14 protein-coding genes are annotated in these 16,358 nt (G+C 59.6%); 5 read left to right on the top strand and 9 right to left on the bottom strand.

Annotated elements, in window-relative coordinates; all coding sequences use genetic code 11:
- Positions 1-3: 3 nt before the first annotated feature.
- Positions 4-753, bottom strand: a complete 750-nt coding sequence (gene fabG, locus LGH74_RS09740; protein ID WP_135462973.1) for a 3-oxoacyl-[acyl-carrier-protein] reductase — start codon at positions 751-753, stop codon at positions 4-6.
- Between the two features lie 207 nt (positions 754-960).
- Here fabG and LGH74_RS09735 point away from each other — a divergent pair, with 207 nt between their 5' ends.
- Positions 961-2,205 carry an NAD(P)/FAD-dependent oxidoreductase gene (locus LGH74_RS09735; protein WP_226175140.1) on the top strand — a complete coding sequence of 415 codons (1,245 nt, stop codon included), beginning with the start codon at positions 961-963 and terminating at the stop codon, positions 2,203-2,205.
- Between the two features lie 250 nt (positions 2,206-2,455).
- Here LGH74_RS09735 and LGH74_RS09730 read toward each other — a convergent pair whose 3' ends face one another.
- The gene (locus tag LGH74_RS09730) at positions 2,456-3,214 is read right to left on the bottom strand and encodes a tetratricopeptide repeat protein (RefSeq protein ID WP_226175138.1); all 759 of its coding nucleotides are present in this window, start codon (positions 3,212-3,214) and stop codon (positions 2,456-2,458) included.
- Between the two features lie 447 nt (positions 3,215-3,661).
- Between LGH74_RS09730 and lpdA the strand changes: the two genes are divergently transcribed.
- Positions 3,662-5,056, top strand: coding sequence for a dihydrolipoyl dehydrogenase (gene lpdA / locus LGH74_RS09725; protein ID WP_226175137.1), 1,395 nt, complete (start codon positions 3,662-3,664; stop codon positions 5,054-5,056).
- 66 nt (positions 5,057-5,122) lie between these two features.
- On the opposite strand, the gene LGH74_RS09720 is transcribed toward lpdA, so the two are convergent.
- The 5 genes from LGH74_RS09720 to LGH74_RS09700 all read right to left on the bottom strand — a co-directional run bounded on the left by LGH74_RS09720 (position 5,123) and on the right by LGH74_RS09700 (position 8,498).
- Complete coding sequence (locus tag LGH74_RS09720) at positions 5,123-5,269, bottom strand: hypothetical protein (RefSeq protein WP_226175130.1); 147 nt, start codon at positions 5,267-5,269, stop codon at positions 5,123-5,125.
- A gap of 6 nt (positions 5,270-5,275) precedes the next feature.
- The gene (locus tag LGH74_RS09715; protein WP_226175128.1) at positions 5,276-5,812 is read right to left on the bottom strand and encodes a hypothetical protein; all 537 of its coding nucleotides are present in this window, start codon (positions 5,810-5,812) and stop codon (positions 5,276-5,278) included.
- Positions 5,813-5,899: 87 nt separating this feature from the next.
- Positions 5,900-6,862 (bottom strand): energy transducer TonB, encoded by a 963-nt coding sequence (locus LGH74_RS09710; protein WP_226175126.1) that lies wholly within the window; start codon positions 6,860-6,862, stop codon positions 5,900-5,902.
- Positions 6,863-6,946: 84 nt separating this feature from the next.
- Positions 6,947-7,507 carry a GNAT family N-acetyltransferase gene (locus LGH74_RS09705; protein ID WP_226175124.1) on the bottom strand — a complete coding sequence of 187 codons (561 nt, stop codon included), beginning with the start codon at positions 7,505-7,507 and terminating at the stop codon, positions 6,947-6,949.
- Between the two features lie 49 nt (positions 7,508-7,556).
- Entirely contained in the window at positions 7,557-8,498 is a 942-nt protein-coding gene (locus tag LGH74_RS09700) for a DMT family transporter (RefSeq protein ID WP_226175123.1), read from the bottom strand.
- A gap of 165 nt (positions 8,499-8,663) precedes the next feature.
- On the opposite strand from LGH74_RS09700, the gene LGH74_RS09695 reads away from it, so the two are divergent.
- From LGH74_RS09695 to LGH74_RS09685, 3 genes are all read left to right on the top strand, one after another.
- Positions 8,664-10,001: a replication-associated recombination protein A gene (locus tag LGH74_RS09695; protein ID WP_226175121.1), complete on the top strand. Its 1,338-nt coding sequence runs from the start codon at positions 8,664-8,666 to the stop codon at positions 9,999-10,001.
- A 231-nt stretch (positions 10,002-10,232) separates the two neighbouring features.
- Positions 10,233-11,993 (top strand): signal peptide peptidase SppA, encoded by a 1,761-nt coding sequence (sppA, locus tag LGH74_RS09690; RefSeq protein WP_226175118.1) that lies wholly within the window; start codon positions 10,233-10,235, stop codon positions 11,991-11,993.
- Positions 11,994-12,133: 140 nt separating this feature from the next.
- Positions 12,134-12,952 carry a purine-nucleoside phosphorylase gene (locus LGH74_RS09685; RefSeq protein WP_226175116.1) on the top strand — a complete coding sequence of 273 codons (819 nt, stop codon included), beginning with the start codon at positions 12,134-12,136 and terminating at the stop codon, positions 12,950-12,952.
- Positions 12,953-13,055: 103 nt separating this feature from the next.
- On the opposite strand, the gene LGH74_RS09680 is transcribed toward LGH74_RS09685, so the two are convergent.
- Positions 13,056-13,895, bottom strand: a complete 840-nt coding sequence (locus LGH74_RS09680) for a DUF4249 domain-containing protein (RefSeq protein WP_226175114.1) — start codon at positions 13,893-13,895, stop codon at positions 13,056-13,058.
- 50 nt (positions 13,896-13,945) lie between these two features.
- Positions 13,946-16,288 (bottom strand): TonB-dependent receptor, encoded by a 2,343-nt coding sequence (locus tag LGH74_RS09675; RefSeq protein ID WP_226175112.1) that lies wholly within the window; start codon positions 16,286-16,288, stop codon positions 13,946-13,948.
- Positions 16,289-16,358 lie beyond the last annotated feature (70 nt).

Here is a 16,358-nt window from a genome sequence, read left to right as displayed (position 1 = left end):
TTCTTACGTCAGCATGCCGCCATCCACTTGCAGCACCTGGCCGCTGATGTAGCTGCTGTCGTCGGAGGCGAGGAAGGCGGTGGCTTTGGCCACGTCTTCGGGCGTGCCGCCGCGCTTGAGCGGAATGGCTTTGCGCCACTCTTCCACCACTTTCTGGTCCAGCTCGCCGGTCATTTCAGTTTCGATGAAGCCGGGGGCAATGGCGTTGCAGCGGATGTTGCGCGAGCCCAGCTCCAGGGCTACCGACTTGGTGAAGCCGATGATACCGGCTTTGGAAGCGGCGTAGTTGGCCTGGCCCGCGTTGCCCTTGATGCCTACTACCGAGGTCATGTTGATGATGCTGCCGGCTTTGGCGCGCATCATGGGCTTGGTGGCGGCCTTAGTCAGGTTGAATACCGACTTCAGGTTTACGGCCAGCACTTGGTCCCACTGCTGCTCGCTCATGCGCATCAGCAGGCCGTCCATGGTAATACCGGCGTTGTTGACAAGAATATCGAGCTTGCCGAACTCGGCTACCACGTCTTCCACCAGCTTTTCGGCCTGGGCGTAGTCGGAGGCATCGGAGCGGAAGCCTTTGATTTTGGTGCCGTGGGCGGCCAGCTCCTGTTCCAGCTGCTGGCCTTTCTCCACGCTGGAGAGGTAAGTAAATGCCACATTAGCCCCAAGCTGGGCGAAATACACCGCAATGGCGCGGCCAATTCCTTTGGAAGCACCCGTAATGAGGGCCACTTTTCCGTCGAGCAGTTTCGTCATGCGGCGAAGATAGGGTTCTAGTTGTTAGTTGCTAGTTGTCCGTTGTTAGTTTTTACGCAAAGCCAAGCGGTGGCTGTGGCATACGTAGCTAGTGGGTGCTGCGTCGGTAGAATGGCTTAAAACCAGGATTAAGTCCGCATCTTCGCCCTTGCTTCGTGGTGCCAAACAGCCGAACAACGAACAACCAGCAACTAACAACTGATTAAAATGCGCCACGTCGAAATCTGTATTCTGGGGGCCGGACCGGGCGGCGCTACGGCCGCGCTGCACCTAGCCAAGGCGGGCCAGCAAGTACTGCTCATCGACAAGGCCGTGTTTCCCCGCGACAAAATCTGCGGTGATGGTATGAGCGGCAAGGTTATCAGTGAGCTGCGCCGACTAGGCCCCGAGGTGCTCAGCCGCCTGTCGGCCTCGGCCGCGCAAATCCCATCCTGGGGCATCGACTTTTTCGCGCCTAATGGCCGCCGCCTCTCGGTACCGTTCAAGCCCAAGTATAATGCCGCTACCGATGCTCCCGCCGGCCACGTCATCAAGCGCCTCGACTTCGACGACTTTCTGGTGCGGGAAGCGCGGCAAAAGCCCGAAATCGAGCTGCTGGAAGGCGTCGATATTGCCCAGCACGAGCGCACCGCCGACGGCCGTTGGCTGCTGCGCACCGCTAGTGGTGAAGCGGTAGCCTCGGCCAACGTGCTGCTGGTAGCCAATGGGGCGCAGTCGGCCTTTGCCCGCCAGATCGGGGGGCGCATAATGGAGCCCGAGCACCATTGCGCCGGGGTGCGGGCCTACTACGAAGGCGTTACGGGCCTGAGCCCCGACAACTTCATCGAGCTGCACTTCATCAAGGACTTTCTGCCCGGCTACCTCTGGATTTTTCCTTTGCCCAACGGCCAGGCCAACGTGGGCGTGGGCATGCTGACCCAGGCGGTATCGGCCAAAAAAGTGAACCTGCGCGAGAAGCTAGCCGAAATGCTGGCCACCCACCCGGCCCTGCAGGAGCGGTTTGGCACGGCCACGCGTCTCACGCCGGTGCGGGGCTTCGGGCTGCCGCTGGGCTCGAAGCGCCGCGCCATTTCGGGAGAAGGGTACTTGCTGCTCGGCGACGCGGCCTCCCTTATCGACCCTTTCACCGGCGAAGGCATCAGCCACGCCATGGTGAGCGGGCGGCACGCGGCCGACTGGGCCACCCGCGCCCTGGCCGCCAACGATACCAGCGCCGCTTTCCTGAAGCAGTACGACGCGGCCGTATACCACCGCCTGGGCCAGGAACTGCGCCTGAGTTACTGGCTGCAGCGGCTGCTCCAGTTCCCGGCTCTGTTCAACTTCGTGGCCAACCGCGCCGCCAACAACGCCACACTAGCCGAAACCCTGTCCAGTATGTTCTTGGACCTGAATCTGCGCGAGCGGCTCCGCCAGCCGGGGTTTTATGTGAAGCTGTTGTTTGGGGGAAAATAGAGGATAGTTGTTTGTTGGTAGTTGATTGTTTTTTCGGTTGGCATCCTGAGCGAAATGGAGTGCAGCAGAGGACCTCCCTCACTTGGGTGACAAGATTCATTAAATGTGAAAAGCCCTTTCCCGCACGAGTAGGAAAAGGCTTTTTACGTTGGTAAAGCCTGCAGTGGGGTAGGCGAGGAAGGCCCTTTGCTCTGCGGACGTCAGATGAAGCAGGAGAGTCGAAAAATAATCACCAATCAGCAACCAATACCTATTCCTTTCCCGCGTAGCGACGCAGGCTTTTGGTGGCTTCGGGGTTTAGCTTGGCGGCTTTTTCCAGGTCCAGCTTGGCTTCCTTGGGCTTATTGATGGAGGAGTAGCTGATGCCGCGGTACTCCCAGGCATCGGCGTAGGCGCTGTCGAGGCCGATGGCCTTGCTGAAATCCGGAATGGCACCCTTGAAGTTGAAGAGCTGCATCTTAGCCGCGCCCCGGCCGAAAAAGGCCTCCTTATCGTCGGGACGGTATTTCAGGGCTTTGGAAAAGTCGCTGATGGCGGGCGTATATTCCTTGAGTTTAAGGCGTGTGAGGCCCCGGTTGTAGTAGGCTTCGGCGTTGGTAGGCTTCAGGCGCAGCACCGTGTTGTAGTCCGTCACGGCCTCGCGGTAGTCTTTCAGGTGGCTTTTGGCCTTGGCCCGCAACAGCAGCGCCTCGGCATCCTTGGGCTTGGCTTTCAGAGCCGCATCGGCCGTGCGGATATCGGCTTTGTAGTCCGCGTTGTTTTTGCGGGCCGCCGGCTCTACTATCGTCGGCGTGGGGGCCGTACTGGCCGTGGGGGTGGTAGCCACCGGCGCAGCCGTAGCGGCCGAGGCCTCCGTTACGGCCGAAGCCGTGGGCAGGCGCGCGGCCGAGGTTTCCGTAGACACAGCCCGGCGGGAGCCCGGCGTATCATTTTCGGCGGTGGAGGCGCACTGGGTGGTAAGCAGAACCGTAGCGGTACCGGCTACGAGGTGTAGTAGGATTTTCTTCATTTTATAAAAAGCAGACTGTCAGAACAAAACCCACCGCACGAACCTGGCCGGCAGCCCGGCATAAGTGGCGTAGGGCGTGCTCAGCGTGTAGACGTGAAGCAGGCGCAGAGGTTACCATTTTGCGCAAAAAAAGCGCCTGGCCGGCGGGGGCCGGGTGTGGCCGTGGGCACACAAGCAGCTGAGTAGGAAAGAGCCCGAAAAACAAGCCTGGCAGAAAGAGGTTTCCTCTGGGCAGAATGAATGAGCAAGGACAGCGGGCAGAGGTTAGAAAACCGGGCCCGGCAGAAAGCGGCGCATAGTGCGGCAAGACGGATTCGCTCCTTATCTTTACCCCACCATAGTGGGCCACGCAGGCTCAGTGGCAGATTCTTTTTAGTTGCAACAAGAAGAGGTGATTTTAACCTGACTTGCAGGTTAGTGCCAGCTCTTTCTAAAACCCAAACCAATATGGCATTGCAATACGACCTGGTCGTTATCGGCAGCGGCCCCGGAGGCTACGTAGCTGCTATCCGGGCTTCCCAGCTCGGCTTGAAAGTAGGCGTGGTAGAGCGCGAGTCGCTCGGCGGAATCTGCCTCAACTGGGGCTGCATTCCCACCAAAGCCCTGCTCAAAACGGCCCAGGTGTATGAGTACCTCCAGCACGCCCAGGACTACGGTCTGAAAGTGGGGGAGACTGGCTTCGACTTCGAAGCTGTTATCAAGCGCAGCCGCGGCGTGGCCGACGGCATGAGCAAGGGCATCAACTTCCTGTTCAAAAAGAATAAAATCGAAACCGTATCGGGTGTGGGCAAGCTGCTGGCTCCCGGCAAGGTGGAGGTGACCAAAGAAGACGGCTCGAAAGAAACCGTGGAAGCCAAGCACATCATTCTGGCTACCGGGGCCCGCTCGCGCGAGCTGCCCGCGTTGCCAATTGACGGCAAGAAAATCATCGGCTACCGCCAGGCCATGACGCTGCCCGCGCTGCCCAAGAAGATGGTAGTCGTGGGCTCGGGCGCTATCGGCGTCGAGTTTGCCTACTTCTACCGTACCATGGGCACGGAGGTAACGGTGGTGGAATACCTGCCCCGCATCGTGCCCGTGGAAGACGAGGAAGTGAGCCGGCAGATGGAGAAGTCCTTCAAGAAAATCGGCATCGAGGTAATGACGGCCGCTGAGGTAACCAAAGTGGACACCGCCGGCGCCGGCTGCAACGTAACCGTGAAAACGGCCAAGGGTGAGCAGCAGATTGCCTGCGACATCGTGCTTAGCGCCGCTGGCGTAGTCACGAACCTCGAAAACCTGGGCCTGGAAGAGTTGGGTATCAAGGTGGAGAAGGGCCGCGTCATCGTGGACGACTACTACCAGACGTCCGTGCCCGGCATCTACGCCATCGGCGACATCGTGCCCGGCCCCGCGCTGGCCCACGTAGCCTCGGCCGAAGGCATCATCTGCGTTGAGCAGATTACCGGCCACCACCCCGAGCCGCTCAACTACCAGAACATTCCCGGCTGCACCTACGCCCAGCCCGAAATTGCCAGCGTCGGCCTCACTGAGAAAGAAGCCCGCGACAAAGGCCTGGATATTCTGGTCGGCAAATTCCCCTTCTCGGCGTCGGGCAAGGCTTCGGCCGCCGGTGCCAAGGATGGCTTCGTGAAAGTCATCTTCGACAAGAAGTACGGCGAGTGGCTCGGTGCCCACATGATTGGCGCCAACGTAACCGAAATGATTGCCGAGGTAGTCGTAGCCCGCAAGCTCGAAACCACCGGCCACGAAATCATCAAGTCGGTGCACCCGCACCCCACCATGAGCGAGGCCATCATGGAAGCCGCTGCCGCTGCCTACGGCGAAGTAATTCACCTGTAATCTTTCGGATTGATTGAAAGAAAAAGCCTGGCTGAGTAAGCCAGGCTTTTTCTTTGTATAGTCACCTCAGTTCACCAACTGGTGAAACGGCTGTTGCCTAATAATGGCTTGGGCTTCCTGTGGCAAGAGGGCTTCGGTGTCGTAGTCATCTATGCCGAGGTTGTCCCCAAATACTTTCACCCGCCACTCTTCGGTGATTGATTGTACGGTCATAGGCCGCTACTTTCTGCTGGCATCATCGAACTCGCGCACCAGGTTGGCTTTCATCTGTTTCACGCTTCTGCGCATCATAAAATAGGGAATGCCAAACATGATGGCCGCGTGCAGCGCTACGAATGGCAGCATAAGCGCTACCTGCCGGCCCGTGCTGCTGGCCATCAGAAAGAAGCCGCCAACAAATAAGCAGTAGAAGATCAGCAAAAAGATAAAATACGGAATCATCATGCCGGAGAAGCCATTGACTTTCGTGGCAATAACCAGTAGCTGATCCTGCTGCGAAAAAGTGCCTTCGGCCAGAGCCAGACTCCTGGTTGTGTCGAAGAGCTTTCTTTTGCGCTTGAGCCTGAAGCCGGCTCCATCGACCGAACCTTTGAACTGGTTTTTACTCGCGGAAAAAATGTCGGCAATACCCGAGAACATGCCGATGTCAGCCTTGTCGACCGATTTCTGCAGCTTGCCGGCAAATTCAGCTTGCTCAATTTCCAGCTCAGCGGTGAAATAATCTACCAGCTTTAATTTTTGGAGAAATTCGGTCATCAGATTTGTAGACATTTACCTATGTGAAGGATTCTTGCTGCTGAGCATAAGGATGTAACAAGCTTTGGTAGCGCGAAAATGCGGCACTTATTTGGGCAGTGCTTCCACAGCTTCGGCCAGCGGCAGGGCCGGGTATTCCGCGCCGATGCGCTGGTCCAGCTCAGGTTTGTGGCTGCTGAAACGGGGCTGCATCGGCTGACTCAAATCCCAGGTGCCGACGTAGTGCAGCTGCCCCGGCTGCACTACGAAAATGTAGCGGGTGTCGGCCAGTGGGGGGCTGTTGCGGAGCTTGCGCACCTGCTCGAAGCCGTAGTTGTACTCGTACTGATACAAGGCATAGCGGCCCGGTGGCAGGGCTACGCAAAACTCGTTTTCCGGCCGGCTGCGCATCACGGGCTTCACCAGAATGCGCACTACTTTATGGGTCGTCAGGTTGTGCAGGCGCACGTACTGGCCCAGGCCGCCGCTGCTGAAGCCCAGCCGCTGTACAAAGCTGCCGTAAATCACGCCCTTATCAGCCGGCAGCGCCTTGCTGCCCGCCGACCAGCTGCGCGTGGGCAGCACAATGGCCGGACCGGGCGCCGCGTCGAGCGAGTCGGGCGCGAGTGGTTGCAGCTTATTGCTGATGCTGAAAGTAAGCGGCACGGTATACACCACCGATACGGGCCGGCCATTTTGGGTGCCTGGCTGCCACCGGATGGGCACCAGGCGGCGCAGCAGCCGCAAAGCCTCCGCGTCCAGATCAGGCCGTACTCCTTGCTTGACCACGATATTGGTCATGATGCCGGTAGGGTCGATGGTAAACGACAGGAATACTTTGCCCTGGGCTTGGTCGCGCAGGGCCAGGGGCGGGTAGCGCAGACTGTCGGTGAGCAACTCCATCATGCGCTGCTGCCCACCCGGAAACACCGGCATTGTTTCGGTGTAGGTATATTTTTTTGCCAAAGTGGTATCGGGCCGGGCCGGACTGGCGGCCGGTTTGGCTTGCCCAAAAGCAACAGTGGCGGTCAGGGAAATCAGCAGAAGCAGGCTGCCGCGTAACAAGAGCATAAAGCGAGAATTCGGAGGAGCTATAGATAAAATCTAGCTCCAAATTTACGCAAATAGCGCGGGCACTTGCTCCGAAGCTGTGCGTTACAGCAGCGGCTGCGCCGCACGCTCCAGCATCACCGTGGGCTTGTCGTGGTACGTGGTGCGGGCGTATTCGCGGTAGCCAAACTTCTCGGCCACGCGACGGGAAGCCTCGTTGTCGGGGTCCATAATGCAGACGGTGCGGGCGCCCCGGAAATGCGCGTCGCCCCAGGCCAGCACCGTTTCCACGGCTTCGGAGGCGTAGCCCCGGCCGTGAATGGCGGGGTCGAGTACCCAGCCGATTTCCGGGGCCCCATTGATGGCCGGTACGATGTCGCGCTTCCGATCCACGAAGCCGACGGAGCCGATAAAGCGGCCGGTGGCTTTTTCCTCCACCGCCCAGAAGCCGAAGCCCTGCAGCACCCAATGGCCCGCGCTGCGCAGAATCGTGGTCCAAGCTTCCTCTTCTACTACCGGCTTGCCGGTGAGGTAGCGGTAAAACTCTGGCTGCTGAAACATAGCCAGGAAAGCTGGCAGGTCGTCGGGCTTATAGCCGCGCAGCAGCAGGCGGGCCGTTTCCAGCACCGGCACCGGGTGGTAAGGAGTAGAGCTAGGCGTAGTCATGAGGCCGTCTATATAATACTAGTGCGATATTACGGATTAAATGAGAACGTCAATCCTGCACCGGCTCTAGTGGAATAGCGTCATCCGCGGGGGCCGGGGCTGCTTTGGGCTTGCGGCTCACCAGAAACACGCCGCCGAATATCAGCGCGGCCTGCAGGGCCCGCGCCCCGGTGAAATGGTCTTTGCCCAGACTCACGGCAATGAGCACCGCTAGAATGGGTTGCAGGTAAATATACACGCCCAGCAAAGCCGGCGAGGCGTATTTCAGCGCCCAGTTGTTGAGCAGATAAGCCAGAATCGTGAGGCAGACAATCATGTACACGATTTCGGCCCAGATGTAGAGCGGGAAGCTACTGTAGTCGGCGGCCAGCACGCCACGCCAGCCGAAGGGCACGGCCACGAAGGCCCCCACCAGGAAAATGCGGGCCAGTACCGTGAAGGGGTGGTATTTGCGCATCAGGGGCGTCACGAGCACCAAATACACCCCGAAAGCCGTGGCATTGAGCAGAATAAAGATGTTGCCCAGCGTGGCATTGGGGTACACGATATTGCCCGCCGTGCGGCTCAGAATAACGGTGGCCGCCCCGATGCCGCCCAGCACGATGCCCAGCACCCGCAGCAGGGTTATTTTCTCGCCCAGCAGCACGGCCGAGGCCACGACCACCACAATCGGGGCAATGGTTTGCAGCAGGGAGGCATTGATGGGCGAAGTGAAATTCAGGCCCGAAAAGAACAGCAGCTGGTTGCCGCCAATGCCGATAATGCCGCACAGAATTGCCCGGATATTGTCGGCGCGGCCCCGGATACGGTCTTTAGGGGCTACGAGCCGGCTGACGAGGGCAAAGAACAGCGCCGCGCCCAGAATCCGCAGCGTCACGATGCCGAAAGGGCCCATGTAGTGCGGCATCACGTCTTTGGAAAGGCTGTAGTTGGCGGCATAGATGACGGCCACGATAAACAAAGCGGCGTGGACGCGGAGAGAATTCTTCATGAGCGGCGAAGGTAGTAGCGCAAACTTTAGCTTTGCGGACCTTTGAGTGGTATTCGCGTATCAACAGGCCAGCCGAACGTTTTCCGGTGCCTACGCGTCCTTTTTATCCCGTACTTCTTTGCCCGGCCCGTAGCTTTTGCCGCGGGCCCGGCTGTTTCCTTTCCTATGGCTACTACCGGCTCCCTTTTCGACTCCGAACCTTCGGCCACGCCTACCCGGCCCGCCGCGGCGGCCAACGCGCCCCTGGCCGAGCGCCGCCGCCCCCGCACCCTCGACGAATACGCCGGCCAGCAGCACCTGGTGGGCCCCGACGGCGTGCTGCGGCGCTACCTGAATGCCAAGCGCCTACCGTCCCTGATCCTGTGGGGGCCGCCGGGCGTGGGCAAAACCACCCTGGCCCACCTGCTGGCCGAGGCTCTGGGTCAGCCCTTTGCGGCCCTCAGCGCCGTGAATGCCGGCGTAAAAGACGTGCGCGACGTGATAGAGCGGGCCCGTAAGCAGCGCGGCACGGTGCTGTTTATCGACGAAATTCACCGCTTCAGCAAGTCGCAGCAGGATGCGCTGCTGGGCGCCGTGGAGCAGGGCATCGTCACGCTCATTGGGGCTACCACCGAGAATCCGTCGTTCGAGGTGATTCCGGCCGTGCTCAGCCGGGCTCAGGTGTACGTGCTGGAGCCCCTGAGCAAGGAAGTGCTGACCGAGCTGGTAGACAAGGCCCTGGCGGAAGACGAGAAGTTACAGCAGAAAAAAGTGCGCGTGGCCGAGTATGGGGCGCTGCTCATGATTTCGGGTGGTGATGCGCGCAAGCTGCTCAACCTGCTCGAAATCGTGGTGGAATCGAGCCTGCCGGATGCTAAAACCGGCGAAATCGTCATCACCGATGCCGTGGTGCAGCAGCTGGCTCAGCAAAACCTGGCCCGCTACGACAAAGGCGGCGAAATGCACTACGACGTCATTTCGGCCTTTATTAAGAGTATACGCGGCTCCGACCCCAACGCGGCGCTCTACTATCTGGCCGTAATGCTCGAAGGCGGCGAAGACCCCAAGTTCATTGCCCGCCGCCTGCTCATTCTGGCTTCCGAAGACGTGGGCATGGCCAACCCCAACGCCCTGATGCTGGCCCAGAGCTGCTTCCAGGCCGTCACGGTTATCGGCATGCCCGAAGGCGACATTATTCTGGGCCAGACGGTGGTGTACCTGGCTACTTCGCCCAAGAGCAACGCCAGCTACAAGGCCATCCGGGCGGCCCGGGCCCTGGTGCGCCAGCAGGGCGTGCAGCCCGTGCCCATTCCGCTGCGCAACGCGCCCACCAAGCTCATGAAAGAGCTGGGCTACGGCGACGAGTACCAGTATTCGCACGACTACGCCGGCAACTTCGCCGCCCAGGAGTTCATGCCCGCCGCCCTGAGCGGCCAGCGCTTCTACGAGCCCGGCCACAATGCCCAAGAAACTAAGATTCAGGAGCGCCTAAAGCAGTGGTGGGGCCAGAAGTACGGGTATTAGGACAAAGTTGAACACCTTCTGAACGTCAGCATGCGAGATGCTGCGGCCCCGGCTTGATGCGCCCCATGCCTCGATATGACGTTTCGTTACTCACCAGCCTAAAATATTGGCGGGCCGCTTTCGTCAGTACTGCTACAGGCAACCCCGGCCCGGTTTTTCGCCTCTATGCAGGAGTGCCGAAAGCCTTCTACATTTGTTGACTATCCAACGCGCTATTCCTTTCCTTTTCCCATGAGACAGTTTTTGAAATACGTACTGGCCACCCTCACCGGGCTCGTCCTGTTTGGGTTCGTCACCTTCATCATCGGGCTGGGTATGCTGGTAGCCGCCGTCAGCGACGACGACAGCGTGACCGTGGCCAAGGATTCGGTGCTGGAGCTTAAGCTCGACAAGCCGATTGACGAGCGCGAAAGCCGCGAGTCGCTGGGGGCTTTGTTTAGCAGCCAGGCCGATAACATCGGGCTCGACAACATCAAGGCCAGCATCAAGCGGGCCAAGAACGACGGCGACATCAAGGGCATTTTCCTGAACGTGGAGCTGGTACAGGCCGGCCGCGCCTCACTGGAGGAAATCCGCGAGGCCCTGCTCGACTTCAAGAAGTCGGGCAAGTTTATCGTGTCCTACGCCGACGCGCAGTCGGAGGGTAGCTACTACCTGGCTTCGGTAGCCAACAAAATCTACCTCAATCCGCAGGGCACGCTCGAATTCAACGGGGCCAGCTCCGAGACGATGTACTACAAGAACCTGTTCGAGAAGGCCGGTATCGATGCCCAGATCTTCCGCGTGGGCTCGTTTAAAAGCGCCGTCGAGCCGTTTTTCCGCGACAGTATGTCGGACTCTGCCCGCCTGCAGACCTCCTCGTTCCTCAACTCGCTCAACGACTTCATGCTGGCCCACGTGGCCAAGTCGCGCAAGATTGACCCCGCCCGCCTCAAGGTCATCAACGACTCGACGCTGGTACACAACGCCGAGGATGCCAAGCGCTACGGCCTCGTGACCAACCTGGGCTACTACGACCAGGCCCTCGACTACATGAAGGGCAAAGTGGGCGTGGCCAAAGACAAAAAGCTCAGCCTCGTGGGCTTGTCGGACTACACCAAATCGGCCGATGATGACGACGAGAGCAGCAGCGACAACCGCATTGCCGTCATCTACGCCGAGGGCGACATCGTGACGGGTAAGGGCGGCAACGGCAGCATCGGCAGCACCCGCTTCGCTGAGGCCATCCGCCAGGCCCGCCTCGACGACAAGGTGAAGGCTGTGGTGCTGCGCGTGAATTCGCCCGGCGGCTCATCTTTGGCTTCTGACATCATTTATCGCGAAGTGGCCCTCACCAAACAGGTGAAGCCCATTATCTGCTCTATGTCGGACGTGGCGGCCTCGGGCGGCTACATGATTGCCATGGCCTGCGACACCATTGTGGCCCAGCCTAGCACTATTACCGGCAGCATTGGCGTGTTTGGGGTGTTGCCCAACATCGAGCCCCTGCTGCGCGACAAGCTCGGCATCACCACCGACCGGGTTACGACGGGCAAGTTCTCGGACTTTCCGACCATCACCCGGCCACTGTCGGCCTACGAGAAGCAGCAGTTTCAGAATGAGGTAAACCGCATCTACGCCGACTTCACCACCAAAGCCGCCCAGGGCCGCCACATGCCCGTCGAACGGCTGCGGCGCTTCGCTTCGGGCCGGGTATGGTCGGGCGCCGAAGCCAAGGAGCGGGGCCTCGTGGACGTGCTCGGCTCGTTTGATGATGCCCTGCGCATTGCGGCCCGCCGCGCCAACCTGGAGCCCAGCGACTATAAAATTCAGCGCCTGCCGCGCCAGAAGAATATGCTCGAAAACGTGTTCAGCGGCATCAGTGAAGAAGCCCGCATGCATTTCGTGCGCGAGGAAATGGGCCCGCTCTACCCCGTATACGAGCAGTACAAGAAGCTCTCGACCATGACCGGCGTGCAGGCCCGGCTGCCGTTTGAGCTGAACGTGCGGTAAGTATTCCGACTTCGGACGGTTCAAACAATTCTGGCCAAACAATTTAAATTGTTTGGCCAGAATTGTTTGAACCCCAAGTCAACCCCGCTCATTACAAACTCCTGGCGCAAGCACTACCTTGCGGCCCTAACAACACCTGCATGCAACAACTCCAAGAAGCCGCCGCCCATGTTCGTCAACGCATCGGCGACTTTCAGCCCGAATTTGGTATCATCCTCGGCACCGGCCTGGGCGCCCTGGTCCACGATATCGATATTGCCTTCACGCTGCCCTACGCCGATATTCCGCACTTCCCGGTTTCCACGGTCGAAAGCCACTCGGGCAATTTGCTGGCCGGTACGCTGGCCGGCCGCCGGGTGCTCGTTATGCAGGGGCGCTTTCACTATTACGAGGGCTACAGCATGCCGCAGGTGGTGTTTCCGGTGCGCGTAATGAAGCTGCTGGGCATTCAGAAGCTGTTTGTGAGCAATGCCAGCGGCGGCCTGAACCCCGACTACGACTACGGCGACCTGATGCTGATTGAGGACCACATCAACCTGCAGCCGACCAACCCGCTGGTGGGCCGCAACCTCGACGAATTGGGCCCGCGCTTTCCCGATATGCTGGAGCCCTACGACCACGCCCTGCTTACCCAGGCCCAGGACGCGGCCCAGGCTCTGGGCTTTGCCCACAAAGTGCGGCGCGGCGTGTACGCCAGCCTGCCCGGCCCCATGCTCGAAACGCCCGCCGAATACCGCTACCTGCGCACTATCGGGGCCGACGCGGTGGGCATGAGCACCGTGCCCGAGGTTATTGCCGCCGTACATGCGGGCCTGCCGGTGCTGGCCATTTCCGTCATCACCGATTTATGCTCGCCCGGTAAGCTCAAGCGCGTCGCCATTGCTGATATTCTGCGGGTAGCGGCCGAAGCTGAGCCCCGCCTCACGGCTTTGCTCAAAGCGGTGCTGGAGCGGCAATAGGTTTAGTTGTTAGTTGTTAGTTGTTAGTTGTTAGTTGTCGGTTGTTAGTAGGATTAAGCACCGCACTGACAACTGACAATTAACAACTGATAACAAACAACTATCACCGCACAATAACCTGCTTACGGTTATAGCTCAGAATCGTGAAGACGCCCACACCGCCCTCGACGGTGGAGCGCACGGCGGCGGGCTGGGCGAAGGGGTTGCCGTTGGCGTTCTGGGCATCATTCACCGACTGCAGAAACCGGTAGTAGGGCTGGTCGATGTGGTAGAGCGTGACCAGCAGCGTATCGTTGGTGGAATACCGGTAGCTGGTGCCCAGGGTCATGAGCTGCCCGTTAGTGAGGCGGTCATCGAGCTCGAAGTCGCGGTTGGGGTCCTTCGAAATGCTGTCCTTGTGAATCTGAAGGCGGTAGAAGTCGGCGGTGGCGGCCGGGTCCTGGAATTTCACCAGCAGGTAGGCCCGCCGCTCCTCGGTCGACTTATCGTTGAATTTCCAGCGGATGGAGTCAATCGGAACCAGAGCCGGCATAGTGGCCGTGCCCGTTACGTGGCGGCCCTGAGTGTCCTGCACGTCAAGCTTGAAGGTGTCACCGGGTTTGGCCACCAATGGATTTTTGCCTTTATGGGTAAAGAATTTCTGGGTCAGCGTATCGAGGCCGGGCGTAAAGCGGAAGGCTTCTTTCTGACCCGAGGGCAGCGTAAGTACCACCGATACGTCGGTGAGCAGAGTAGGAGTGGGGCTGCTCAGGTAGGGCACGGTTTCGCTCACCGTGAGGCGGGGCACCTGGCCGGGCTCCAGGTAGCACTCTACTACCAGCTGTGAGGGCACGGCGGGCAGCTCCACATCAATGTCTTTCTGCAGGTTGCAGCCCGTGAAAATCAAGCACAGCAGGCCCGCCACGGCACCGCACCGCAGGGATTTAAGAAGAGTATACGTCAAGGGAAGAAGGCAAGTCATAGATATAGGCCCCGCGAAAACACCGGAAAGGCTTAGAACTTAAAGTTATACGTCACCGAGGGAATAACCGGAAATAAAGAAACCTGCCGCGCCCGGAAATTGGTTACGTCACCGGTTTCCTTGTTACGCACCTGCTCGAAGTAGATGAAGTAGGGGTTGCGCCGGTTGTAGGCGTTATACACTGAGAAAGTCAGGTCCGACTCGCCGTGCTTGGGCCGCAGCTTGTACACCATGCCCAGGTCGATGCGGTGGTAGGAGGCCATGCGGTAGGTGTTGCGGTCGGGGTAAATCGGCACGGCTTCCACATCGTCGCCGAAAATGTCTTGGAGCAGAAAGCGGCCCGAGGGCAGTGTAGTAGGCGCGCCGGAGGTAAAGACGAATGAGGCAGTCAGGTTGATGCGCGTGTTGAGCTGGTGCAGCCCCACCACCGTGATGTTGTGCCGCCGGTCGTAGGTGGGGTAAAATACCTTGCCGTTGTTTACGCCGCTGCTGCCGCGCTGCACCGGAAACTGCCGCTGGGTCCAGGCCAGGGAATAACCTACCCAGCCCGTGGTGCGGCCCGCTTTCTTCTCCAGGTACAGCTCGTTGCCGTAGGCCCAGCCCTTGCCGAAGAGGAACTCCGCGTCGAGGTCGGAATTGCCGAACAGCTGGGCTCCGTCGCGGAAATCTACCTGGTTGCGGGCCCATTTGTAATACACCTCGTTGGTGAGCAGATATTTGCCCTGGCCCAGCAGGAAGCTCACGCCAGTTGCTACCTGCTGGGAGCGTTGGGGCTTCACGTTCAGGCGCGACGGGTACCAGATGTCGGTGGGCAGCGAGGCCCCCGAATTGCTGACCAGGTGCACATACTGGTACATCATGGCGTAGCTGGCCTTGAGCGAGGTTTTAGGTGTGAGTGAGTAGCGCAGCGCGCCCCGGGGCTCGAGGGCCGCAAACCGGTCGGTACCGCTCTGGAAGCCGGTGAGGCGCAGGCCGTAGTCGAACTGCAGCTTATCACTCACCTTGAAGTTGTCGGAGGCGTAGGCCGAGGCTTCCTGGCCGGTATACACTGTTTCGGAGCCGATATTCAGGCTGCCATCGGTACTGCTGGCCGACAGGCGGCCCACGTTGAAGCGGTGATTTGTGGCACTCACGCCGAGCTTGATGGTGTGCTTGTCGTTGAGCAGGTAGTCGAGGTCGGAGCGCACGGCGTAGTCGCGGATTTCCGACGACAGACTGAAGCCGAACTGGTCGAGTTTGTTGGCAATCTGATACTGGTAGCGCGTCGTCGAAACGGTGGTATTCAGAAACAGCTTGGGCGAAAAGGCGTGGCTCCAGCGCAACGAGCCCACAGTGTTGCCCCAGGTAAAGTCGAAGTTGAAGCCCCCGGTGCTGTTGAAGCCGAAAACGTCACGGCCGTAGTAACCGGTCAGGAAAAGCTGGTCTTTCTCGCCGAGTTTGTAGTTGGCCTTGGCGTTGAAATCGTAGAAATAGTAGTCGGGAATGGGGTTGTAATCCTCCGTATCCTCGTTGAGCTTGTTGATCTGGCGGGTAAACACGTCGAAATACGTGCGCCGGCCCGACAGCACAAACGAGCCTTTATCCTTTACAATGGGGCCTTCCACCGTCAGGCGCGACGAAATAAGGCCCAGCCCGCCACTCACGCCGAACTTCTGCGCATTACCGTCCCGGGTCTTTACATCCACCACCGACGAAAGCCGGCCACCGTACTGCGCCGGAAACCCGCCCTTGTAGAGGTCCACACTCTGGATAGCGTCGGAGTTAAATACCGAAAACAGCCCAAACAGGTGGGACGGGTTATACACCAGGGCATCATCCAGCAGAAACAAGTTCTGGTCGGCCGAGCCGCCGCGCACAAACAGTCCGCTGGTGCCTTCGCCACCGTTTTGCACGCCAGGCTTAAGCTGCAGCGTTTTCAACAAGTCCACTTCCCCAAACAGCGCCGGCAGCAGCTTGGCGTCGCGGGCGTTGAGGTGCTCTACACTCATTTGGGTGGTTTGGAGCTTCTGTTCCAGCGTGCCGGTGCCCTCAATCACGACCTCGCCCAGCTCGTTGCTGGCTTCGGGCAGGCTAAAAGAAAGGCGCTGCGACTTCACGAGGTTCAACTCCCGCGTCTGGCTCTGGTAGCCGATAAAGGAAATAGCCAACTGGTGGCGGCCCGCCGGCAAGGTCAGGGAATAAAAGCCCGCCGAATCGGCCGTGACGCCGGTACCGAGTGCGGGCACGGCCACCGAGGCCCCCGGCAACACGCTACGGTCGGCCGCCGAGCGCACGACGCCACTCAGAGTAAAGCGCTGTTGCGCATGGGCCAGCAGCGGCAACGCACTAAGGAATACGAAAAGGCTAAACTGAAGCGCGGAGAGGTATAAACGCATTGGGGCAAATAGAGACAGGCTAACGCAAAGGTAGTCAGCCTGGCTTGCCAAACGCCGGATTCCTGCGGAT

It is taken from the genome of Hymenobacter lucidus (assembly GCF_020447265.1).
In the GTDB taxonomy this organism is placed as follows: domain Bacteria; phylum Bacteroidota; class Bacteroidia; order Cytophagales; family Hymenobacteraceae; genus Hymenobacter; species Hymenobacter lucidus.
Note: the sequence above shows the minus strand (reverse complement) of the source record. Positions and strands in the feature narration are given on the sequence as shown.